21 protein-coding genes are annotated in these 21280 nt (G+C 67.7%); 4 read left to right on the top strand and 17 right to left on the bottom strand.

Going from position 1 to position 21280, the window contains the following annotated elements; translation table 11 throughout:
• The first annotated feature begins 76 nt into the window (after positions 1-76).
• Positions 77-1255 (top strand): THUMP-like domain-containing protein, encoded by a 1179-nt coding sequence (locus ACLD0U_RS02140; protein WP_410339699.1) that lies wholly within the window; start codon positions 77-79, stop codon positions 1253-1255.
• An 8-nt stretch (positions 1256-1263) separates the two neighbouring features.
• Here the strand turns inward: ACLD0U_RS02140 and ACLD0U_RS02135 are convergent, their stop codons facing one another.
• From ACLD0U_RS02135 to ACLD0U_RS02070, 14 genes are all read right to left on the bottom strand, one after another.
• Complete coding sequence (locus ACLD0U_RS02135) at positions 1264-2334, bottom strand: hypothetical protein (protein WP_410339698.1); 1071 nt, start codon at positions 2332-2334, stop codon at positions 1264-1266.
• Positions 2335-2337: 3 nt separating this feature from the next.
• On the bottom strand, positions 2338-2766 hold the full coding sequence (locus tag ACLD0U_RS02130) for a DUF4190 domain-containing protein (protein WP_179411587.1): 429 nt from the start codon (positions 2764-2766) through the stop codon (positions 2338-2340).
• The gene (gene tsaD, locus ACLD0U_RS02125; RefSeq protein ID WP_206823009.1) at positions 2763-3833 is read right to left on the bottom strand and encodes a tRNA (adenosine(37)-N6)-threonylcarbamoyltransferase complex transferase subunit TsaD; all 1071 of its coding nucleotides are present in this window, start codon (positions 3831-3833) and stop codon (positions 2763-2765) included. Before tsaD ends, ACLD0U_RS02130 begins: the two co-directional genes overlap by 4 nt.
• The gene (rimI, locus tag ACLD0U_RS02120; protein ID WP_410339697.1) at positions 3830-4306 is read right to left on the bottom strand and encodes a ribosomal protein S18-alanine N-acetyltransferase; all 477 of its coding nucleotides are present in this window, start codon (positions 4304-4306) and stop codon (positions 3830-3832) included. The genes tsaD and rimI overlap by 4 nt, the downstream gene beginning before the upstream one ends.
• Positions 4303-4884, bottom strand: a complete 582-nt coding sequence (tsaB, locus tag ACLD0U_RS02115) for a tRNA (adenosine(37)-N6)-threonylcarbamoyltransferase complex dimerization subunit type 1 TsaB (RefSeq protein WP_410339696.1) — start codon at positions 4882-4884, stop codon at positions 4303-4305. The genes rimI and tsaB overlap by 4 nt, the downstream gene beginning before the upstream one ends.
• Before the next feature lie 49 nt (positions 4885-4933).
• On the bottom strand, positions 4934-5413 hold the full coding sequence (tsaE, locus tag ACLD0U_RS02110; protein ID WP_206550381.1) for a tRNA (adenosine(37)-N6)-threonylcarbamoyltransferase complex ATPase subunit type 1 TsaE: 480 nt from the start codon (positions 5411-5413) through the stop codon (positions 4934-4936).
• The gene (gene alr / locus ACLD0U_RS02105; protein ID WP_224817356.1) at positions 5410-6510 is read right to left on the bottom strand and encodes an alanine racemase; all 1101 of its coding nucleotides are present in this window, start codon (positions 6508-6510) and stop codon (positions 5410-5412) included. The genes tsaE and alr overlap by 4 nt, the downstream gene beginning before the upstream one ends.
• 187 nt (positions 6511-6697) lie before the next feature.
• The gene (locus tag ACLD0U_RS02100) at positions 6698-7060 is read right to left on the bottom strand and encodes a holo-ACP synthase (RefSeq protein ID WP_206820919.1); all 363 of its coding nucleotides are present in this window, start codon (positions 7058-7060) and stop codon (positions 6698-6700) included.
• 145 nt (positions 7061-7205) lie between these two features.
• On the bottom strand, positions 7206-8045 hold the full coding sequence (locus ACLD0U_RS02095) for an ABC transporter ATP-binding protein (RefSeq protein ID WP_206550384.1): 840 nt from the start codon (positions 8043-8045) through the stop codon (positions 7206-7208).
• Positions 8042-8911, bottom strand: coding sequence for an ABC transporter ATP-binding protein (locus tag ACLD0U_RS02090; protein WP_410339695.1), 870 nt, complete (start codon positions 8909-8911; stop codon positions 8042-8044). The genes ACLD0U_RS02095 and ACLD0U_RS02090 overlap by 4 nt, the downstream gene beginning before the upstream one ends.
• Positions 8908-9900: an ABC transporter permease gene (locus tag ACLD0U_RS02085; protein ID WP_410339694.1), complete on the bottom strand. Its 993-nt coding sequence runs from the start codon at positions 9898-9900 to the stop codon at positions 8908-8910. The genes ACLD0U_RS02090 and ACLD0U_RS02085 overlap by 4 nt, the downstream gene beginning before the upstream one ends.
• The gene (locus ACLD0U_RS02080; RefSeq protein WP_206550387.1) at positions 9893-10888 is read right to left on the bottom strand and encodes an ABC transporter permease; all 996 of its coding nucleotides are present in this window, start codon (positions 10886-10888) and stop codon (positions 9893-9895) included. The genes ACLD0U_RS02085 and ACLD0U_RS02080 overlap by 8 nt, the downstream gene beginning before the upstream one ends.
• Positions 10889-10940: 52 nt before the next feature.
• Positions 10941-12632: an ABC transporter substrate-binding protein gene (locus tag ACLD0U_RS02075; protein ID WP_410339693.1), complete on the bottom strand. Its 1692-nt coding sequence runs from the start codon at positions 12630-12632 to the stop codon at positions 10941-10943.
• A 267-nt stretch (positions 12633-12899) separates the two neighbouring features.
• Positions 12900-14066 (bottom strand): ROK family protein, encoded by a 1167-nt coding sequence (locus tag ACLD0U_RS02070; RefSeq protein ID WP_410339692.1) that lies wholly within the window; start codon positions 14064-14066, stop codon positions 12900-12902.
• A 283-nt stretch (positions 14067-14349) separates the two neighbouring features.
• On the opposite strand from ACLD0U_RS02070, the gene ACLD0U_RS02065 reads away from it, so the two are divergent.
• On the top strand, positions 14350-15192 hold the full coding sequence (locus ACLD0U_RS02065) for a DUF559 domain-containing protein (RefSeq protein WP_410339691.1): 843 nt from the start codon (positions 14350-14352) through the stop codon (positions 15190-15192).
• A gap of 125 nt (positions 15193-15317) precedes the next feature.
• On the opposite strand, the gene glmS is transcribed toward ACLD0U_RS02065, so the two are convergent.
• From glmS to coaA, 3 genes are all read right to left on the bottom strand, one after another.
• Entirely contained in the window at positions 15318-17165 is a 1848-nt protein-coding gene (gene glmS / locus ACLD0U_RS02060) for a glutamine--fructose-6-phosphate transaminase (isomerizing) (protein WP_410339690.1), read from the bottom strand.
• A 135-nt stretch (positions 17166-17300) separates the two neighbouring features.
• A complete protein-coding gene (locus ACLD0U_RS02055) occupies positions 17301-18107 on the bottom strand; it encodes a hypothetical protein (RefSeq protein ID WP_224817348.1) in 807 nt (268 codons plus the stop codon).
• A 104-nt stretch (positions 18108-18211) separates the two neighbouring features.
• Positions 18212-19165, bottom strand: coding sequence for a type I pantothenate kinase (coaA, locus tag ACLD0U_RS02050; protein ID WP_179411610.1), 954 nt, complete (start codon positions 19163-19165; stop codon positions 18212-18214).
• A 43-nt stretch (positions 19166-19208) separates the two neighbouring features.
• Here coaA and ACLD0U_RS02045 point away from each other — a divergent pair, with 43 nt between their 5' ends.
• Positions 19209-20147, top strand: coding sequence for a Ppx/GppA phosphatase family protein (locus ACLD0U_RS02045; RefSeq protein ID WP_410339689.1), 939 nt, complete (start codon positions 19209-19211; stop codon positions 20145-20147).
• 4 nt (positions 20148-20151) lie between these two features.
• Positions 20152-21156, top strand: a complete 1005-nt coding sequence (locus ACLD0U_RS02040; RefSeq protein ID WP_224817346.1) for an LCP family protein — start codon at positions 20152-20154, stop codon at positions 21154-21156.
• Positions 21157-21280: the final 124 nt, after the last annotated feature.

Below are 21280 nucleotides of genomic sequence, written 5' to 3'. Positions count from 1 at the left end.
CTCCAGTGTATGCCGATGGCTGGCACTCATGCAATGCGAGTGCCAACCCAATGATGGTGCGCAATAGGCTTGACCTGTGGAGATGTCTGAGCTGACCGCGTTGCTCACCCGCGAAGGGCTCGACCTGCTCGAGGCGGTCGGGCCGTTGGAGTCATCGGCCGAGGTGGCGAGCGCCGTCTCGCGACTGCGCGCCGAGGGCCACTCCCCCGACCTGGTCTCGGCCGTGGTCGGGCAAGCGCACCTGCGCGTGCGCGCGCGAGCGAAGTTCGGCGAGTTCGCCGGACGGATGCTGTTCACCCGCGCCGGGCTCGAACAGGCCACCCGCCTGAACGTCGCAACACTGCACGCCGTGCGCATGCGCCGGGCCGGCATCACGCGCGTGACCGATCTGGGCTGCGGCATCGGCGGCGACAGTCTGGCGTTCGCGGCGGCCGGGCTCGCCATAACGGCCGTGGATGCCGATGAGGTCACCGCGGCGATCGCCTCCTACAATCTGGCCCCCTTCGGGGCGACGGTGCGGCAGGGGCTGGCCGAGGACGCCGTCCCCAACGATGGCGCTGTGTGGCTCGACCCCGCCCGCCGTACGGCCGGTCATGCCGAGACGCGGCGCACAGCAGCATCCGATTGGTCGCCGTCCTTGGCGTGGTGCCTCGAGGTCGCCCGCGCCCACCCGACCGGCATCAAGCTCGGGCCGGGACTGGATCGCGATCTCATCCCCGACGATGTCGAGGCGCAGTGGGTCAGCGCCGACGGCAGCGTCGTCGAGCTGGTGCTGTGGAGCGGCGCGCTGGCGCGCGAGGGCATCCGACGTTCCGCGCTCATCGTGCGCGACGGTGAGACGCACGAACTCACCGCCCCCGCGGATGCCGACGACGCACCCCTGCGCGAGCTGGGCGCGTTCGTGCACGAGCCCGACGGCGCGGTGATCCGCGCCCGCCTGATCGGCGAGGCCGGGCGGATGCTGCAGGCCGGCATGCTCGACGAGAAGATCGCGTACCTCACCGGCGATGCCGCACTGACGAGCCCGTTCGTGCAGTCGTTCCGGGTGCGCGAGACGATGCCCGCCCACGTGAAGGCGATCAACGCGGTGCTGCGCGCGAACGATATCGGGCGTCTGGAGATCAAGAAGCGCGGCATGGACGTCGACCCGGCGGTCTTCCGCAAGAAGCTGTCTCTGAAGGGCTCGCAGGCGGCGACGCTGATCCTCACCCGCACGGGAGCAGGTCGCGTGGCGATCCTCGCCGACCGGGTGTGAGCGGCTGATCAGTCGATGATGTCGCCGGTGGTGTCGTCGATCGTCGCCTCGGCTGCATCGCGGATGACCGTCAGCACGGGCCCGCGGGGGTCGGTCATCAGCACACTGTAGGTCGCATGGGGCATGACCAGGCCCAGTGGCTCGGTCGCGGTCGGTTGCCCGCAGGCCTCGGCGATCAGCTCGTCCGCTGTCGCGACAAGAATGCAGGCGCGGTCGGACTGATGCAGCCAGATGGGCGTGTCGCCGTCGTAGCCCATGACCTGGAGCACCTGACCGTCGTAGCCCGCCGCATCGAGGAACTCGGCGATCGGCAGCTCGGTCTCGGAATACACCGAGCGCCAGTCCCACGTTGCACTCTGGTACTGCATGAGCACGGTCAATTCGCCGCGCACATCGCGCCCCAGCGACGCCCACAGGTTGAGATGCTCGCCGTCCCTCTTGACCGTAGTCACGGCGTGCAGGCCCAGTCCCGTGTCGGAGCCCTCCGCGCTCACCGGCTCGCAGGTGGGAACCGTGCGCTCACCGACGGTGAGCACCAGGCACTCGAGCGTCTCCTCCTGACGCGTGGCGTACCAGGCATCGGCGCCGAGCTCCGCGCCCAACAGCTGTATCGATCCATCGTCATAGTCGCCGCTGCCCCGCAGCTGCGCCCAACTCTCGCGCTGAGCGTCGGTCATCGGCACGGGGTCGCCCCGCCCGAATACGAGCCAGCCTCCGCCGAACCCGAGCACCAGCGCGGCCAGGATCGCCAGGGGCGCCAGCCAGCGCCGGCGCGTTGCGCCGGACGCCGGGTCTTCGGACGCCGGGTCGTCGGATGCCACAGACTCGGATGCTGCAGACTCATCGAAAAGAGTGTGCTGACCCTGCACAACGGGCTCTGGAGCCGTGTCCTCGGGCGCCGCGCTCTCCGACACCGGTGCTTGCTCAGCCACCGGCTCTTGCTCGACCACGGGCTCTTGCTGGGGCACGGGTTCCCGCCGGCTCAGCACCTGCAGTTCGTGAGCTTCAGCATCCGTCAGTCCACCGCCGGGAGCGTAGGCCCGGCGTTCCAGCTCACGTCGTCGTGCGCTGTGCGGCATTGCTCACCCCATCATCTCGAACTGCATCGTGGCCCAGATCAGCCACCCTGCGCTGAACAGCGTCGCGCAGCACCCCAGCACGAGCGCCCAGACCGCCACGCCGCGGGTCTCGACCGGGCTGCGCAGCGACATGATCGACGCGATCACGGCAACGATCGCCACCGGAATCCCCCAGCCGACGAACATCGACGTCGCCAGCGCGACGATCGCGGCGAACAGCGCCCAGGGCGCCAACCGTCCGTCATCGGCGGGTTCCGGAGTCCATTCACGCGGCGTGAACTCGTCGGCCTCGGGCGCCGTGAATCGGGTCGCATCGGTGGGCACCGGCCCGGTCGGCAGTTCGCCGTACCCCTTCGACGCACCGGGCAACGAGGCCGCCCCCTCGGGTCTGACGACCTCGGGTGTCGGCCCCTCGATGCGCGGCTCGGTCATGCCGGACTCACCTGGATCTCGGTCACCGGCAGAGTCGAGTCGGCGCCGAACGCCAGAGTCGACGGGCGGCGACCGCTGGAGATCAGCTCGGCTGCCAGCCCCGCGATCATGGCGCCGTTGTCGGTGCACAGCGACAGCGGTGGGATGCGCACGGCCACGCCGGCCGCCGCCGCGCGTTCGAGTGCCACATCGCGTAGACGCCGGTTCGCGATCACGCCGCCGCCGAGCAGCAGCCGGGGCACCCCGCGGTCCTCGCACGCGGCGAGCGCCTTGGTGACGAGCACGTCGACGACCGCCTCGCGGAAGCTCGCGGCGACGTCGGCGAGCGGCACGTCGTCGCCGTTCGCCTCGGCTCGCTCCACCCAGCGCGCCACGGCGGTCTTCAGACCCGAGAACGAGAAGTCGTAGCGGTGCTTCGCCATGTCAGATGCCTTCGACAGGCCGCGCGGAAAGCGGATCGCCTTGGGGTCGCCGTCGGCAGCGACCCGGTCGATGTGGGGTCCGCCCGGGTATGGCAGTCCGAGCAGGCGGGCAACCTTGTCGAAAGCCTCGCCCGCGGCGTCATCGACGGTCTCGCCGAGCAGCTCGACGTCGGTGGTGAGGTCGCGCACGTGCAGCAGCGAGGTGTGCCCGCCCGAGACGAGCAGCGCGATCGTCGGATACTCCAGCGGCGCCGACTCATCGGCACCATCGTGCAGGATGTCCGCCGCGATGTGCCCCACCAGGTGATTCACGGCGTACAGCGGCTTGTCGAGCGAGACGGCCAGTCCCTTCGCGGCGCCGACGCCGACCATGAGCGCACCGGCCAGTCCGGGCCCACTGGTCACGGCCACGGCATCGAGGTCTTCCAGACGCACCTGGGCCTCGGCGAGCGCGCGGTCGATCGACGGTTGCAGTGCCTCCAGGTGGGCGCGCGCAGCGACCTCGGGCACCACACCGCCATATCGGGCATGCTCGTCCATGCTCGACGCGATCGTGTTCGACAGCAGGCGGCGTCCGCGAACGATACCGATGCCGGTCTCATCACAGCTGGTCTCGATGCCCAGCACCAGGGGCTCAGTGGTCATGCGGTGGCCTCCTCAACCCTCGCCCACCGGCGCAGATCGAGCCGCATCACGACGGCATCCACGTCGTCGGGCTGGTAGTAGCGCGGGCGGCGCCCCAGTTCGGCGAAGCCCTCCGACAGGTACAGGCCCATTGCGACAGGGTTGTCGGCCCGCACCTCCAGGAACACCTCTTTCGCGCCGCGCTCGACGGCCTCGTCCAGCAGGGCGCGCAGCAGCATCCGCCCCCGGCCCTGCCCGCGCACCTCAGCGTCGAGCGCGATGGTCTGAATGTCGGCATCTGTCCCACCCGGCAGGGCGCGCAGCCCGCCGTAGCCGACGATGCGGCCGTCCTGCTCGTCGACGAGGTAGTGGTTGTGAGCACTGGCGATCTCGGTGCCCATGGTCTGTTCGCTCCACGCGTCGGTGGGAAAGTTGCGGCGCTCCAGCGCCATGACGGCGTCGAGATCAGCGAGTGTGGCGAGGCGCAGAGTCATGCGCCCACCCGCTTCGGTGCGCCCGGCTGCACCACGTCGGGTGAGCGCAGGTAAAGCGGTTCGGCGTCGGCGAGCAGGCGGCCCGCAGCGAGAGCGCGGGCACCGACCGTGGCAAGAGCGGATGCCGACAGCACCTCGGTCACCTGTTCACCGTCGCGCTTTCGCAGATGGGCGGGTTCGACCAGGCGCGGGATGCCATCAGCATCCACCCCGTCGAAAACGCTCACCGCGATCTCGCGTCGCCGCGCATCGGTGATCACGGTGATCGGACCGGTCGCGCCGTCGTCAAGCGCGGCCTGTGCGATGGCGAAGTGGCTGGGCACGGGAATCACCTCGATGCCGCGGCCGAGCGCGAAGGCGCGGGCCGCGGCAATGCCGATGCGCAGCCCCGTGAAGGGTCCTGGCCCCATGCCGGCGACGACATGCGTGATGCCGGGGCGGGTGACCTCGGCCATCAGGTCGCCGATCACCTCGGCGTGCCCGAGCGGGTCGGTGGTGGCCGACGCGGCGAGCGTGCGCCCGTCAGCATCGATCACGGCGACGGCCGTGCCGAGAGAAGTATCGACGGCGAGGATCACTCCTCCAGATTAGTCGCCCCGCCTGGGGCGTCTCCGCAGAGAGTGCCGCTCAGTCGATCGGGTGGGTGATCGTCACGAAGCGGGGCGCGTCGGCGTCGAGGTCCTCGTCGGCGACGTCGGCTCCACCGACGGGGCGTTCGATCTCGATGTCCCACCACGTGTCGGCGACGGCGGATGCCATCCCGCGCCCCCACTCGATGACGACGACCGAACGCGCGAAGTCGATGTCGAGGTCGTCGAGCTCGGCGGCGGATGCCAGCCGGTAGGCGTCGACGTGCACCAGCGGCGCGCCCTCGACGAGCGACGGGTGGGTGCGGGCGAGCACGAAAGTGGGGCTCTGCACGGGCCCGCGCACGCCGAGGCCGTCGGCCAGGCCGCGGGTGAAGGTGGTCTTGCCGGCGCCGAGCGGGCCGGTCAGCACGATCAGGTCACCGGCCTGCAGCTGCTCGCCGATGCGGAAACCGAGGTTCTCCATGGCATCCGATGTGGCGATCTCGTGCCGACCGAGAAAGGCGGGGTCGATGCTCATGACGCGCTCCGGCGGGGCACCCGCGCGCCGATGCGGGTGACGATCTCGTAGTTGATGGTGCCGGCGGCATCGGCCCAGTCGGTGGCGCTCGGCTGCCCGAGCGTCGGGTCACCGAAGACGATCACCTCGTCGCCCACCGATACCGGCTGATCGCCGACATCGACGACGAACTGGTCCATCGCGATGCGCCCCGCAACAGTATGCGGGCGCCCACCGATCAGCACGGGTCCGGCGCCCGAGGCTTGGCGCGGAATGCCGTCGGCGTAGCCGAGTGGCACGAGAGCGAGGGTGGTCTCGTTCTCGCAGCGGTAGGCGTAGTCGTACGAGACTCCGGCGCCGGCAGAGACGCGGCGCACCGCGGCGACCGATGCCCGCAGCGTCATGGCAGGACGCAGGCCCAGATCCGACGAGCTTCGGTCGGCGAACGGCGACAGCCCGTACAGACCGATGCCGATGCGCACGGCGTCCAGGCGCGCCTCGGGGATGTCGATGGCACCGGCCGTGGCAGCGAGGTGACGGAACTCGGGGCGGATGCCGACCGACTCGGCCTGCGCGATCACGTCCTGATAGCGGGCGAGCTGAGCGAGATCGTCGTCCCGGCTGGTGCCGGAGAGGTGGCTGAAGATGCCGACGATGCGGATGCGGCCGATGCGTTCCAGCCGGGCGGCTTCCGCGAGCACATGCTCGAGAGCGTGGGTCGCGATGCCGTTGCGTGAGAGCCCGGTATCGACCTTGAGGTGCACGGATGCCGGCGGCCGGCCGACCTCGGATGCCGCGACGAGTTGATCCATCGACGACACGCCGATCTCGATGCCGGCCTCGACGGCGTCGTCGAACCGGCGGCCGGGCTCATGCAGCCAGGCCATCAGCGGTGCCGTGATGCCGGCGCGGCGAAGCGCGAAGGACTCGTCGAGGGTGGCCGTGCCCAGGCGGGTGGCACCGCCCGCCAGTGCGGCCGTCGCAACCGCCGGCGCACCATGACCATACGCATCGGCCTTGACGATGCCGAACACCTCGACACCCGTCAGCGCGCGCAAGTGTCGCACGTTGTCGGCGATGGCGTCGAGGCTGATCGTCGCTTCGCGGAAGGGGTTCATCGGGTTGCTCCCGTCATCGTGCGTCCGGTCGGGGTCTGTGTCTTGTGCTGGTGCCGGTGCTGGGTCGGCGCCGTCTCGCCCCGTTGCCTTCGCCGAGACCCCCAGTTGTCGCCCAGACCCCCACCTGCGGGCGCCCACACGTGGGGGTGTCGACGCGAAGTAGGGGTGTCGGCGAGAGGATGCCGGTTCATCGGGCGTCCGTCCGCTCGGCGATGACGTACGCGGCGGCAAGGCCCGCGTCGTGCGTCATGGTCAGGTGCAGGGCGGTGATGCCGCGCTCGGCGACGACGGCAGCCGTCGAACCGCTGAGGACGAAGTGCGGGCGCCCGGAAGGTTCGGAGGCGATCTCGATCTCGGTCCAGTACACACCGTCGCTACCGCCGAGAGCCTTGATCAGCGCTTCCTTCGCGGCATAGCGCGCAGCGAGCGAGCGCAGCTTGAGCTGCTGCTCGGCCGGAGTGAACAGGCGCTCCAGCAGGCGGGGCGTGCGAGTGACCGAACGCTCGAACCGCGCGATGTCCACGAGGTCGATGCCGGTACCGATGATCACCCGATCAGCCTACTCGGGGCGCGGAGCCGGGTGAGAAGCGCGGATGCCCGGCGAAGAACGCGGATGCCCGAGTGAAAAACCGAATGCCGGGCGCGGCCGCCACCCCTCGTAGCATCCGCACCCGGCATCCGGGATCTTGCGCCGGTCAGGCTCCGGCGAGTTCTTTGCGCACCTCGTCGCGCAGGCGTCCGAGGTTCTCGGGCTCGGGCGCCGCGTTCAGCAGGCGCTTGGTGTAGTCGTGCTGCGGGTTGAGGATGACCTCGTCGCTGGGCCCACGTTCGACGACGTCTCCGCGGTAGAGCACCATGATCTCGTCGCTGAAGTGGCGGGCCGTGGCCAGATCATGGGTGATGTACAGCACTCCGAGGTCGTCTTCGCGTTGCAGATCGGCCAGCAGGTTCAGCACACCGAGACGGATCGACACATCGAGCATCGACACCGGCTCGTCGGCGACGATGAACCGGGCGCTGGGCGCGAGAGCGCGGGCGATGGCGACGCGCTGACGCTGACCACCCGAGAGCTCGTGCGGACGCCGGTCGGCGAAGCTCTCGGCCGGGCTCAGGCGCACGCGCTCGAGCAACTCCAGCACACGCGCGCGCACCTGGTCGCGGCTCAGCTCGGGGTGGTGGATGCGCAGCGGACGCGCGAGGTGATGCCCGATCGAGTGGTACGGGTTCAGCGACGCGAACGGGTCCTGGAAGACCATCTGCACGTCGGAGCGGTAGCGGGCGACATCGCGTCCACCGGTTCCGGTCTCGCGGCCGTTCAGCAGGATCTTGCCCGACGTGGGCGTCTCGAGCTTCATCAGCATCCGCGCGATCGTGGACTTGCCCGACCCCGACTCGCCCACCAGCGCGATCGTCTTACCCGCCTCGAGCGTGAACGACACGTCGTTGACGGCCTTCAGCTGGCGGGTGCGCAGGCCCGAGCGCAAAGTGAAGACCTTGTTCAGGTCGCGGGCTTCGAGAGTGGCCGGAGTGCTCATCGCACCTGCTCCTGACTGGGTCGGCTGCCATGGCGCACGAAGTCGCCGCGCTCGCCCCGCAGACTCGGGAAGCTGGAGAGCAGCTTCTTGGTGTACTCGTGCTGGGGGTTGCGGTAGATCTCCTCCGCGCTGCCCTGCTCGACGATCTTTCCCTGCAGCATCACCGCGATGCGGTCGCTGATCTCGATCAGCATCGGCAGGTCGTGGGTGATGAAGATCACCGCGAACCCGAGCTTCTCGCGCAGGCGCATGATCTCGCGGATGATGTCGCGCTGCACGACCACGTCGAGCGCAGTGGTCGGCTCGTCCATGATCATGACCTGCGGGTCGAGCGCGAGCGCCATCGCGATCATCATGCGCTGGCGCATGCCACCCGACAGCTCGTGCGGAAAGCTGGTGAGCCGGTCGGGATCGACGCCCACCAGGGTGAGCAGCTCTTCGGCGCGGCGCTTCTTCTCGGCGCGCGAAGTGCCGGGACGGTGCGTGTCGAAGATGTCGTAGATCTGCGCCTTGACGCTGATCACCGGGTTGAGCGAGTTCATCGCCCCCTGGAACACCATCGAGATCTTGTCCCAGCGGAACGCGCGCAGCTGCTCGTTTCCGAGCGAGACCACGTCGATGTCCTCGCCGCTGCGGTCGTGGAAGACGATCTCGCCCGACTCCATCAGGGCCGGTGCCTTGAGCAGGCGGTTCAGTCCGTATGCGAGTGTCGTCTTGCCGCAGCCGGACTCGCCGGCAAGGCCCAGGATCTCGCCACGGTGCAGGGTGAGCGACACGTCGCGCACAGCCTTCACAGGTGGGTCGACCTCGTACTCGATCGAGACGTTGCGTGCGGTCAGCACGGGTTCGAGCGCTGTCGCGGTCATGCCGATGCCCCCTTCGTCTTGGCAGCCTTGCGAACGCTGCGGGCGGCCTGCGGCGCGTTGCGCAGCTTGGGGTTGATGACCTCGTCGATCGAGAAGTTGATCAGCGCGAGGCCGGCGCCGAGCCCGGCGATCATGACCCCCGGTGGGACGAACCACCACCAGGCGCCGCGACTGAGCGCCTGACCGGACTGCGCATCGTTGAGGATCGTGCCCCACGTGATAGACGAGTTGGGTCCGAGCCCGAGGTACGACAGCCCTGCCTCGTTGAGGATGGCGAAGATGATCGCGAACAGGAACTGAGCCGTCAGCAGCGGCAGCAGGTTGGGCATGAGCTCGACGAGGATCGTGCGCCACGACTTCTCACCGGCGACCTTCGCGGCGTAGACATAGTCGCGCGAGCGCAGCGAGCGCGCCTGCAGGCGCAGCACGTAGGCGGCGCCGGCCCAGGAGGTGATGCCGAGGATGACGGCGACGAGCTGCCAGCTGCGGTTCGAGACGAACGAGGCGATGACCATCACCAGCGGCAGGCCGGGGATGACGATCATGACGTTGGTGATCAGGGCGAGGGCGTCTTCACGCCAGCCGGCGAGGTAACCGGCCAGCACACCGAAGATCAGTGACAACACGATGGCGATGCCACCGGCGAGAACGCCTACCAGCAGCGAGCCGCGGGCGCCGGTGGCCAGCTGCGAGAACATGTCGTTGCCGAGCTTGGTGGTGCCCAGCCAGTGCTCTGCGGACGGCGGCTGCATGGACTCGTTGCCGGTGAAGGTCGGATCCTGAGCGAACATCGGCGCGATGACCGCGAACAGCGTGATGCCGAGCACGAGCGCGAGGCCCGTGACGAACTTGGCCGAGCGCAACGGGGATCCGCTGCGCACACGGCGGATGCGCGAGGTGGCGAGCGCGGTCGTGCTGGCCGGGCCGGTGGTCGGCGCGTCGACGGTGCTCTCCTGCGCTTGGGCGGGTGCGATCTTGGTTTCAGACATTCTGGCGAGCCCTCGGGTCGATGAACCCGTACACCAGGTCCATGAAGAAGTTGGCGCCGAGCACGGCGATCGTGATGACGAGGAACAGCCCCTGCATGAGGGCGTAATCGTTCATGGTGACCGCCTGGAACATCAGCTTTCCGACACCCGGGTAGGTGAACACCTGCTCCATGACGATGGAGCCGGCGACGACGAAGCCGAGCGTGATCGAGAAGCCTGAGATCGACGGGATGGCCGCGTTACGCGCGGCGTAGGTGGTCATGACGCGACGCGGATGCAGTCCCTTGGCCTCAGCGGTGAGGACGTAGTCCTCGGCGAGGGTCGACACCATCATGTTGCGCATGCCGAACAGCCAGCCGCCGACCGAGCTGATCACGATCGTCAGCGCCGGCAGGATGGCATGTCGAACAGCATCCGCGAAGAACGCCCAACTCGCCTCTGGTCCGAACGGGAACTCGAAGACGTCGTACCCGCCGAAGATGGGGAACCATCCCAGCGTCACGGCGAAGACGAACACCAGCACCAGTGCCATCCAGAAGTACGGAATGGACTGCAGCACAGTGGTGGCCGGGATGAGGTGGTCGACCCAGGTGCCGCGCTTCCAGCCGGCGAAGGCGCCGAGGCCGACACCGAGGATGAACGAGATGAGCGTGGCGGTGCCGACGAGGATCAGCGTCCACGGCAGCGCCTCGGCGATGAGTTCGGCGACGGGCTTGGGGAAGTCCGTGACCGAGACGCCGAGGTCGCCGCGGAACATCTGGCCCCAGTACTGGAAGTACTGCTGCCAGAGGGGGATGTCTTCGCTTCCGAGCAGCAGCTGGATGTTGCGGATGGTGGTCTCGGAGACCTCACCGCCGGCTCGCTGCATCTTGGCGATCATGATGTCTGCCGGGTTCCCCGGCATGAGCCGGGGAAGCAGGAAGTTGAGTGAGATCGCGGCCCACAGCGTGAACGCGTAGAACCCGATCCTTCGTGCATAGAACTTCATCTACCTGGACTTCCTACTTCCCCGACTGGACATCATGTGGTCTTTACCGGCCTCAGCCGACCGGCTCGAGCTGCTGCAGGATGTAGCCGGTGGCGATCGAACCCCACGAGGGCGGGAACGCGTACAGGTCGTCCTCGGTGGGCCAGCCGGTGAAGTCCTTCGAGTTGTAGAAGGTCTGGGTGGCGTTGATCACCAGCGGAATGTAGGGAACGTCGTTGACGATCTCTTCCTGGATGGTGCCATACAGCTCCTGCTTGGTGGCTTCATCGTTGGTGCTGGTCGCCGCCAGGATCGCCTCGTCGACGATCGGGTTGCTGTAGCGGCTGAAGTTCCAGCGCCCCGGGGGCACCTCTTCGCCGACCACCGAGGTGGACTCGACGAGCTCACCGCCGAACCAGTCGCGGTAGATCTGGAACGGGTCGGCCACCGAGGTGCCGATGGAGCCACCGACGATCAGCTCGTACTGGCCGCTCTGACGGGCATCCGAGAACTCCTGCCACTGCACGGTCGAGACGTTGATCTTGATGCCAGCGGCCTTGGCCTGCTCACCGATCAGCTTGGCGGCGTCGTTGAAGTCGGTCCAGCCGTCGACCGAGGTCAGGCTGAGCTCGAGCGTCTTGCCGTCCTTGGCGTAGAAACCGTCCGAGCCCTTGGCGTAGCCGGCCGCCTCGAGGATCTCACCGGCCGCAGCGGCGTCGGCCTCTTGCGGGCTGAGCTGGTTGGCGGGGTCTGCAACCCACTTCTCGTCACGCGGCAGGAGCGCGTAGGTGGGCGAGATGTCGCCGGTCAGGCCGACGAACGCCTTCTCCTTGATGGTGCCGCGGTCGACGGCGACGTTCAGCGCCTGGCGGACGGCGACGTCGGTCTGCGCACCGGCGCAACCGAGGTCGGCATTCGAGCACGTGTAGAGCACCACCGGGTCTTGCGGGGTGTTCAGCCACTCGATCTTGCCGTTGCTGGTAACCGAGTCGGGGTTCGGGATGAACATGCCGGCCCAGTCGAGCTTGCCGGCGGCGAGCAGGTCCTGTGCGGTCTGGTTGTTGTCGACACCGACGTACTGCACGGTCTTGACACCGAGCTCGTCCGCGTCGCGGAAGTTCTCGTTGGCGACCAGCATGTACGACTCGCTGTTGGTGGTCTTCACCACGTACGGGCCGGATCCGACGGGCTCTTCGTTGGCGAAGTTCGCGAAATCGTCGACCTCGCTCCAGATGTGCGCGGGCAGGATGTAGGTCGAACCGAGGCGCTGGAACTCGGTGGTGTACTGCGCCGATGCGTAGGTCAGCACGACGGTGGTGTCGTCCGTGGCCTCGGCCGAGGTCAGTCCGTTGCCGGTGGGGTTGTTGGCCTCGTAGTTGAACGAGAAGGCGACGTCTTCTGCCGTCAGCGGCTCACCGTCCGACCATTTCAGGCCGCTCTTGACCTTGATGGTGATCTGCGTGCCGTCTTCGTTGTACTCGTACGACTCGCCGATCAGGCCGACCGGCTCGGTGTCGGCGGTCTTGTTGAAGAAGAACAGCGGTTCGTAGATCGGACCAAGGGCGCCGTGCAGGACGGTGGGCGCGAACGGGTTGTAGTTCGCGGTGATGGGCGTCTGGCTACCTGCCCAGACGCGCAGCGGGCGCTCATTCGCCTCTCCCGAGTCACCCGCGTCGGCGGGGGAACAGCCGGTGAGTGCCATGGCGAGGACGGATGCCCCCGCGGCGGTGGTCAACGCGATCTTGCGCGTCTTGGTGCGGATCATTTCAGATTCCTCTCGGTGCTGCATTGCAGGAGGGAGCCCTCCGGGCGGAGGCAAACCCGCGGGATGGGGTTTGTTAGGACAGCAACCTAACAAATAAAGACGAGTGGAGCCACCTGCCCTCCGATAACGATTGGGACTCGGCGACAAAACCCCCGATCGCGCGTCCGCAGGGCGCCCGGCCGGGCGCGTCGAACAGGCGCGAGGGCATGCCGAAGCAGCGCCCTCCGCGTGGGGAGAACGCCGTGGCGGATGCCTGCTACCGGGCGATCACGAGATGCCGAGCTGCGCGGCGAGCACCATCACCGCAGCGCCGTGCAGCACGATGTCGGGCTGAACGGTGCGGTGGATCGTGATGTCGTCGAACACGCCGTCGAGGGTGCGCTCATGCAGCGTCTCGAGCGCAGCGGCGATGAAGACGTCGTCGAGCAGCTCCGCCGGCCCGGACAGGATGATGTCCGACAGATCGAGCGCTGCCACGATGGGGGCGATGCCGATCGCCAGGCGCGCTCCGGCATCCCGCAGAATCTCCTCGCGTGAGGCGGGGTCGTCGGCGATCGCCGAGCGCAGGCGCACGACATTGACCCAGGCTTCCAGGCATCCGTCCCTGCCGCACACGCACCGCGGCCCCCCGTCGGTTCCGACGACGACGTGACCGATCTCGCCCGCCGCGAAGCGGCTGCCGGTCAGGGGTTGGCCGCCGGTGATCAGCCCCGCGCCGACGCCTCGTCCGACCTTGATGAGCATGAAGTCACTGCGGTCGCCGCCGAAGGTGTACTCGGCGAGCACGGCCGCATTGGCGTCGTTGCCGACGATGACGGGCAGATCGAGTTCGTCGCGGGTGCGGTCGCGCAGCGGCATCCCCTGCCACCCCAGGTTGGGCGAGCTGAGGACGACACCGTCGGCGCTGACGACTCCCTGGGTGCCGATGCCGACGCCGAGAATGGGGCGATCGGATGCTGCGATCATGCGCCTGGCAAGCTCGAGCATCCCGGCGAATCCGGCTTCGCCGTCATCTCCCGGCGGACGGTCGATCGTGTCTCGCGCGATGACCTCGCCGTCGAGGTTCATGACCGCACCTTCGAACCGTGACGGACCGGAGAGGTCGATGCCGATGATCTGATGCCCGCCACGGTCGATGTCGATCAACGTCGCGGGTTTGCCGGGCCCAGACGACTCTCGGGTGCCCTTCTCTTTGACGATCTCGTCAGCGATGAGCTCAGAGACGAGGTCGGAGATCGTGACCCTGGTCAGCCCGGTCTCACGGGCGAGGTCGGCGCGACTGAGCTCGCCCGCGTGGTACAGCGTCTGCAGCACGAGGGCGCGATTGTGCGCGCGGGCGTATTCGGGCAGCAGCTTGACCCGGGAGCGCAACTCACGCGAGGGCCCGAAGGCACTGCCGAAGCGATCACCACGGGTGTCGTGGGGTCTGTTCATCTCACACCTTTGTTAGCAACCCTTACGAACAAAAAGCGTACAGCGCTTAGGGCGACACTACCGCGCGCCGCGCACGCTCTCTCCCCCACCTCGCCCTACGTACGTTTGCCAGGAGTTCGTACGGATGCAGGCGAAACCACCGGCGTGTCCCCCGGCAGACGTACACACTCCCGCCAAACGTACGGTGCACAGTCGCTGTCCCCAGTCACTAGCGTCACCCGAGTTCTCCCCGGGCGCTGCGATCGAGCATCCGAAAAGCCACACGAACCTGCAGGCTGACCGCATGCCCGCTCCGACTGCCATCACCGCCCGTGAACTCGTCAATCGGTTCGGGGCGCTCGCGCGCGGGCGCCAGCTCACCGCGTTCGGATTCACTCGCCGCGATCTTGCGGATGCTGTCGCGCGTGGCGAGATATCCAGGATCCGCCGCGGCGTGTTCGCGACCGATGCTCTATCACCGCAGGTGCGCACAGCCGCGAGCCACGGCGGCGCGCTCACGTGCGCGGGTGCGTTGCGCCTCCACGGCATCTGGACACTTCGAGACGACGCCGTTGCGCACGTGTGGATGGGTGCGGCGGGACGGGAGCACCACGTCGGATGCTCGTGCGTCGCCCACTTCCGTCCGGGCCACATGGCGCTCGGCGTCGCCGACGTGGAGCACGCTCTGGTGCATGCATTCCATTGCTACGGAGAGGAGTTCTTCTTCTGTGCATTCGAGTCGGCGTGGAACAAGAGGCTCCTCTCGCCGAGTGCACGGGCGCGGGTCCGTGCGGCACTCCCCCGCGCGGCGCACTGGCTCGTCGACTTCGCTCACGACGGCGCGCAAAGCGGGCTGGAGTCGCTGGTGCGCCTGCGGTTGCATCTGCTCGGCATCGCGGTGCAGACCCAGGTCGTCCTGTCGGGCGTCGGCAAGGTCGACATCGTCGTCGCAGGACGGCTGATCATCGAAACGGACGGCCGCGCGAATCACGAGGCCGAAGACAAGATGCACAGGGATCGGGTTCGGGATGCTGCAGCATCCGCCCTGGGGTACGAGACCCTGCGCTTCGACTACGACCAGATCATCAAGCACTGGCCATCCGTGCTGTCCGCGATCCTCGCCGCGCTACGACGCAACCAGGACTGACTAATGCCCCGAACGCCCCGATAGCCCCGTACGTTTGGCGGGAAATCGTACGGATGCAAGTGAAACTACCGCCGACTCCCCCGCCAAACGTACAAACTCCCGCCAAACGTACAGCGGGACGCCCCTCACTCGACGGTGACGGACTTCGCCAGGTTCCTCGGCTGGTCGACGTCGAGGCCCTTCGCGGTGGCGAGCGCCATGGCGAAGATCTGCAGCGGCACGACGGCCAGCAGCGGCTCGAGCATCGGCGAAGCGAGCGGAATGCGGATGACCTCGTCGGCGTACGGCAGCACGGCGGCGTCGCCCTCTTCTGCGATGACGATCACGCGGGCACCGCGGGCGCGGATCTCCTGGATGTTCGAGACGACCTTCGAGTGGATCAGCGCCGAGTGGCGCGGCGACGGCACGAGCACGAACACGGGCTGGCCGGGCTCGATCAGGGCGATCGGGCCGTGCTTGAGCTCACCGGCCGCGAAGCCCTCGGCGTGGATGTACGAGATCTCCTTGAGCTTGAGCGCACCTTCGAGGGCGATCGGGTAACCGACGTGTCGTCCGAGGAACAGCACCGAGCGGGTATCGGCCATCCAGCCCGCGAGCTGGGTGACGTGCTCGGTCTCTTCAGCGAGCACGTGCGCCACGTGTCCGGGCAGCTCCTGCAGTTCGGCGACGACATCCGAGGCAGAGGCGGGAAGAACCCCGCGCACGCGCCCCATGTGCAGGCCGAGCAGCAGCAGTGCGGTGATCTGCGCCGAGAATGCCTTGGTCGAGGCGACAGCGACCTCGGGTCCGGCGTGGGTGTAGACGACGGCATCCGATTCGCGCGGGATCGTCGCGCCTTGCGTGTTGCAGACCGACAGCGTGCGCGCCCCGCGCTCGCGCGCGTACTTCACGGCCATCAGGGTGTCCATGGTCTCGCCCGACTGGCTGATCGACACGACGAGGGTGTCCTCGCCGATCACCGGGTCGCGGTAGCGGAACTCGTGGGCGAGTTCGACGTCGACGGGCACGCGCGCCCACTGCTCGATGGCGTACTTTCCGACGAGCGCAGCGTAGGACGCGGTGCCGCAGGCGGTGATGATGATGCGGCGGATGCCGGTGAACAGGGCGTCCAGTCCGTCGAGCTCGGGGATGACGACCTCGCCGTCGGCGATGCGTCCGCGGATGGTGTTAGCGACGGCATCGGGCTGCTCGGCGACTTCCTTGGCCATGAACGACGGCCAGCCGCCCTTCTCGGCGGCGGCGGCGTCCCACGAGACTTCGAACGGCTGCGCCTCCACCGGGTTGCCATCGAAGTCGGTGACGGTCACCTCGGACGGAGTGATCGCGACGATCTGGTCTTGCCCGATCGCGAGTGCGTTGCGGGTGTGCTCGACGAAGGCGGCGACGTCGGAACCGAGGAAGTTCTCGCCGTCTCCGAGGCCGATCACCAGCGGCGAGTTGCGACGCGCTCCGACGACGAGGCCGGGCTGGTCCTCGTGCATGGCGAGCAGGGTGAACGCGCCTTCGAGGCGGTTGACGACGTTGCGGAACGCGGATTCCAGGTTCTCGGATGCCCGGTACTCGCGCCCGAGCAGTGCGGCGGCGACCTCGGTGTCGGTCTCGCTGCGGAAGGTGACGCCTTCGGCTTCGAGCTCGGCGCGCAGTGCGGCGAAGTTCTCGATGATGCCGTTGTGGATGACAGCGAGCTTGTCGTTGTCAGAGAGGTGCGGGTGGGCGTTGAGGTCGGTGGGTCCGCCGTGGGTGGCCCACCGGGTGTGCCCGATGCCGGTGCTGCCATCGGGAAGGGCGCTATCGGCGAGCGAGTCGCGCAGCGCCGAGAGCTTACCGGCCTTCTTGCGCATGCCGAGTTCGCCCCGCTCGTCGATCACGGCGATTCCTGCCGAGTCGTAGCCGCGGTACTCGAGTCGCGAGAGCCCTGAGAGAAGGATGTCCTGGCTGGGCCGCAGGCCGACGTATCCGACGATTCCACACATGGACTACAGCGTAAACGTCGCTTTTTGCGAGGGATCCATGCGTAAATGCTGGCGGTCTGCACAAATCGGCGAACGCAGACAGGGTGCCCGCCGTGTGGACACGGCGGGCACCCTGACTGGTGCGGAGCCCGGTGGTCAGCTGTCGACGTGTGCGTCGTGCAGCGCCGCGGGCGGCTCACCCACCGAGATGTCTCCGTCGAGCGGAATAGGAGCGCTCCGCGGCGCGATCGAACGCGCCTGCTGCGTCGGCGGGAGGCACGCGTCATAGCGCAACGCGCCGATGCCGACGTGCTGCGACCGCGCTCTGCCGTCGCGGCCCGCGCGGTACCGCACCGTCACCTGCTGCACCGTGTTGCTCCACGTCAGCGTGACGCGTCCCGCACCACCGCTGATCGGCGTGTCTCCCCAGGCGTCCGCGGTGAACGGCGCGGACGTGGTGCCGTTGCCGACGACGTTGCTGCCGCGCTGGGGCGTGAACCCGGCCGGCGAGACCACGACCTCGTCGACCCAGCTGACGCGCCCACCCGATCGGGACTTGTCGATGTCGTGGATGATGAACGACAGCCCCGTCACGGGCTGGCTCAGCGCGATCGTCATCTCGACCCAATCGCCTCCGTCGAGGTCCTCGACGAGCTGCAGCTCGAGGTATCGCCAGCTTGGGCTGGTCGACGTCGCAGCCACCTTGCCGGTGTCGCCTGGCGTCGAATCCCCGCCGCTGGCGGTGTAGCTGAGGCTCGCGGTGACGCCAGATGGCTCGAACGTCAGCATCGAGGGGCGTGATCCGACCCGCAGGTTGTCGAAGCTCGTGGTCTCGACGCACGAGGCCGCGGCGATCGGAACGGTGGCGGCGACGGCGATGGCCGGCACGCTCCAGGCGACGGCCTTGGCGACGGTTCGGCGGCTGATACCCGTTTCTTGGGCGCGCTCAACGTCATTGTTCATATGTTTCCCCAGTCCGCGTGTGCGGTGGCTCCCCACGAGCTATTCGACACACACGCGATTCCGACCCTAGCGGGATCGACAGCCGGCGTTCAAGACTGAGTCGCTCACACCTTGCGCAGTTGCACGCTCTCGACGGCGTGGTCGGCGCCCTTGCGCAGCACGAGGGTGGCGCGGTGTTTGGTGGGCATGACGTTCTCGACGAGGTTGGGCATGTTGATCTCGTTCCAGTACCCCAATGCCGTGGCGACGGCTTCGTCGTCGGTGAGGTGCGCGAACACGTTGAAGTACGACGAGGGGTTGCTGAAGGCCCCCTTGCGCAGCGCGAGGAACCGGTCGATGTACCAGCGCTCGATGTGTTCGGTGTCGGCGTCGACGAAGATCGAGAAGTCGAACAGATCACTGACGGCGGGATCGTGCGGCGCGGGCGGCGGTTGCAGCACGTTGAGACCTTCGACGATGACGACGTCGGGGCGACGCAGCACGACGTGTGCGTCGGGCACGATGTCGTAGCGCATGTGCGAGTAGAAGGGTGCACGCACCTCGGGGGCGCCGCTCTTGACCTCGGTCAGGAACTGCAGCAGTGCACGTCGGTCGTAGGCCTCGGGGAAGCCCTTGCGGTCCATGATCCCGCGGCGCTCGAGCTCGGCGTTCGGGTACAGGAATCCGTCGGTGGTGACGAGTTCGACGCGGGGGGTGCCGGGCCAGCGGCTCATCAGTTCACGCAGCAGGCGGGCGATGGTCGATTTGCCGACGGCGACCGATCCAGCGACGCCGACGACGAACGGCGTAGTGGTGTCCTCTTCTTGCAGGAAGGCGCTGGTTGCTGCGCCGAGTGCACGGGTCGAGCTGGCGTAGAGACTGAGCAGTCGACTGAGCGGCAGGTACACCTCGCGCACCTCGGTGAGGTCGAGGCGGTCACCGATTCCGCGCAGTTCGACGATCTCAGTCTCGCTGAGCGGCTGGGTGAGCCCTGCGGCCAGGCGCGCCCAGTCAGCTCTGTCTATCTCGCGGTACGGAGACAGGGGCAGGGTCGGGTCTGCGGCGGTCACGCGCTCCATCGTAACGGCGGACGCGCAAGCCCCCGGCGAGTAGTCTCTTTCCGTGCGTTTGGGAATTCTCGACATCGGTTCGAACACGGTGCACCTGCTGGCGGCGGATGCCCGCCCAGGGGGCCGTCCGCAGGCGACGACGAGCGATCGCAGCGTCGTGCGCCTGATGCGCTTTCTGACTTCCGATGGGTCGATCAGCGAAGAAGGTGTTCACGCCCTGGTCTCGGCGGTGCGTCGCGCCCGGCAGGTCGCTGAACAGGAGCGCGTCGAGACGCTGCTGGCGACGGCGACGAGCGCGGTGCGTGAGGCGCGCAACGGCGAGGACGTGATCGCGCGCATCGAGGATGCCCTCGGCCAACCGCTGCAGGTGCTCACCGGCGTCGAAGAGGCCGAGCTGACGTTCCTGGCTGTGCGACGCTGGTTCGGCTGGGATGCCGGGCGCATCCTGCTGCTCGACATCGGCGGTGGGTCGTTCGAGTTCGCCGCCGGCGGCGACGAGGTGCCCGAGGTGGCCGAGTCGGTTCCGCTGGGGGCAGGACGCATGACAGTGGAGTTCATGCCGCAAGATCCTCCGGGGGAGGATGCTGTCGAGCAGCTTCGTGCGCACGCGCGCAGCGTGCTGGCTCCGGTGGTGGCGAAGTTGAGAACGTTGGATGCTCCGGATCACCTGGTCGGTTCGTCCAAGGCGATCCGGTCATTGGCGAACCTCGCGGGACGAGAGGTGTCAGGTCTGGGGTTCGATCGCACGGTGATGTCGCGCTCGGCGCTGAAGTCGTGGATTCCGCGGTTGGCCCGGCTTCCGGCATCCGCCCGCCAGGAGCTTCCGGGCATCACGCCCGACCGCACTTTTCAGATCGTCGCGGCCGCGGTGTGCCTGCACACCGCTATGAAGATGCTGAGCATCGACGAGCTGGAGGTGTCTCCGTGGGCGCTGCGCGAGGGTGTGCTGTTGCGTTACACAGAATCAATGCACCTCGACCGTTCATACTGAGTGCATGACTTCGAGCGATTCCGATTTCGCCCTCGACGCAACGCCGCGTCGTCGGCGTCGCTGGCCGTGGGTGATCGTGTTCGTGCTGGTCGGCGCGCTGCTGGCCGCCGCTGCGACCGCTGGCGTTTACCTGTGGAATCTGAACGCGTCGTTCGAGAAGGCCGAGAAGCTCCCGGCCGCGAAGGTGTTCCCCACGGTGCGTCCGACGGCGGCGAACCCTGAAGCGGTGAACATCCTGATGCTCGGTTCGGATTCGCGCAGCGGCTTGGAGGGCGATCTCGAGGGCATCCGCGGTCAGCGTGCCGACTCGATCCTGCTCGTGCACATCCCCGCGGATCGTTCGGGTGCGCAGGTGATCTCGTTCATGCGAGACAACTGGGTCGAGATCCCGGGGCACGGCGAGCACAAGCTCAACGCGGCACTGGCTCTGGGCGGCGTGCCGCTGCTGATCGAGACGCTCGAGGGCATTATCGACGTGCCGATCGATCACGTGGCGATCACGGATTTCGAGGGGTTCAAGGGACTCACCGAGGCGCTCGATGGTGTCTCGGTGAACAACTCGATCCCGTTCACGTCTGAGGGCTTCACGTTCGAGCGGGGCGTCGTCGATGTGCGCGGTGACGAAGCGTTGGCGTTCGTGCGCGCCCGGTATCCGTTCACGGACGGCGACTATCAGCGGGTGCGCAACCAGCAGTCGTTCATCAAGGGCGTGATCGACAAGATGCTCAGTCGCGAGACGCTGACCGATCCGGGCCGTATCGCCGCGTCGGTGGATGCGATGTCCCCATACCTGACGGTGGATTCCGGACTCGATGTGGCCACGATCGGCGCACTCGGTTTCAGCCTGCGCGGTATCGATCAGGGCGACATCATGTTCATGACGTCGCCGACGCTGGGCACCGGCATGGTGGGCGATCAGTCGATCGTACGGCCCGATTGGGAGGGCCTGGCGGCTCTGTCTGAGGCGCTCAAGAACGACACCGTTCCCGAGTTCGCTGCGGCGGGCTGACCCGCGCGTTAACCAGTTGATCGCGGGCGCAATAGATTCGAAGCCCTGGGGTGTGCGCCCGCGATCGTGGCGCTGGGGGACGCCGTTACTGGGGAGATGCCAGGATATTGCGGCCGCGATCGCC

The sequence above is a fragment of the Microbacterium sp. 2216-1 genome (assembly GCF_046507855.1).
Classification (GTDB): domain Bacteria; phylum Actinomycetota; class Actinomycetes; order Actinomycetales; family Microbacteriaceae; genus Microbacterium; species Microbacterium esteraromaticum_C.
This window is presented reverse-complemented; position numbering and strand designations above follow the sequence as displayed.

Excerpts from the sequence above, each read along its gene's own strand:
- ACLD0U_RS02080 (WP_206550387.1), bottom strand. The coding sequence starts at position 10,888 with ATGAAGTTCTATGCACGAAGGATCGGGTTCTACGCGTTCACGCTGTGG.
- ACLD0U_RS02075 (WP_410339693.1), bottom strand. The coding sequence starts at position 12,632 with ATGATCCGCACCAAGACGCGCAAGATCGCGTTGACCACCGCCGCGGGG.
- coaA (WP_179411610.1), bottom strand. The coding sequence starts at position 19,165 with ATGGAGCGCGTGACCGCCGCAGACCCGACCCTGCCCCTGTCTCCGTAC.
- ACLD0U_RS02130 (WP_179411587.1), bottom strand. The coding sequence starts at position 2,766 with ATGACCGAGCCGCGCATCGAGGGGCCGACACCCGAGGTCGTCAGACCC.
- ACLD0U_RS02070 (WP_410339692.1), bottom strand. The coding sequence starts at position 14,066 with ATGAACAGACCCCACGACACCCGTGGTGATCGCTTCGGCAGTGCCTTC.
- glmS (WP_410339690.1), bottom strand. The coding sequence starts at position 17,165 with ATGTGTGGAATCGTCGGATACGTCGGCCTGCGGCCCAGCCAGGACATC.
- ACLD0U_RS02090 (WP_410339695.1), bottom strand. The coding sequence starts at position 8,911 with ATGACCGCGACAGCGCTCGAACCCGTGCTGACCGCACGCAACGTCTCG.
- alr (WP_224817356.1), bottom strand. The coding sequence starts at position 6,510 with ATGAACCCCTTCCGCGAAGCGACGATCAGCCTCGACGCCATCGCCGAC.
- ACLD0U_RS02055 (WP_224817348.1), bottom strand. The coding sequence starts at position 18,107 with ATGAACAATGACGTTGAGCGCGCCCAAGAAACGGGTATCAGCCGCCGA.
- rimI (WP_410339697.1), bottom strand. The coding sequence starts at position 4,306 with ATGACTCTGCGCCTCGCCACACTCGCTGATCTCGACGCCGTCATGGCG.
- ACLD0U_RS02040 (WP_224817346.1), top strand. The coding sequence starts at position 20,152 with ATGACTTCGAGCGATTCCGATTTCGCCCTCGACGCAACGCCGCGTCGT.
- tsaE (WP_206550381.1), bottom strand. The coding sequence starts at position 5,413 with ATGAGCATCGACCCCGCCTTTCTCGGTCGGCACGAGATCGCCACATCG.
- ACLD0U_RS02085 (WP_410339694.1), bottom strand. The coding sequence starts at position 9,900 with ATGTCTGAAACCAAGATCGCACCCGCCCAAGCGCAGGAGAGCACCGTC.
- tsaD (WP_206823009.1), bottom strand. The coding sequence starts at position 3,833 with ATGACCACTGAGCCCCTGGTGCTGGGCATCGAGACCAGCTGTGATGAG.
- ACLD0U_RS02065 (WP_410339691.1), top strand. The coding sequence starts at position 14,350 with ATGCCCGCTCCGACTGCCATCACCGCCCGTGAACTCGTCAATCGGTTC.
- ACLD0U_RS02095 (WP_206550384.1), bottom strand. The coding sequence starts at position 8,045 with ATGAGCACTCCGGCCACTCTCGAAGCCCGCGACCTGAACAAGGTCTTC.
- ACLD0U_RS02135 (WP_410339698.1), bottom strand. The coding sequence starts at position 2,334 with ATGCCGCACAGCGCACGACGACGTGAGCTGGAACGCCGGGCCTACGCT.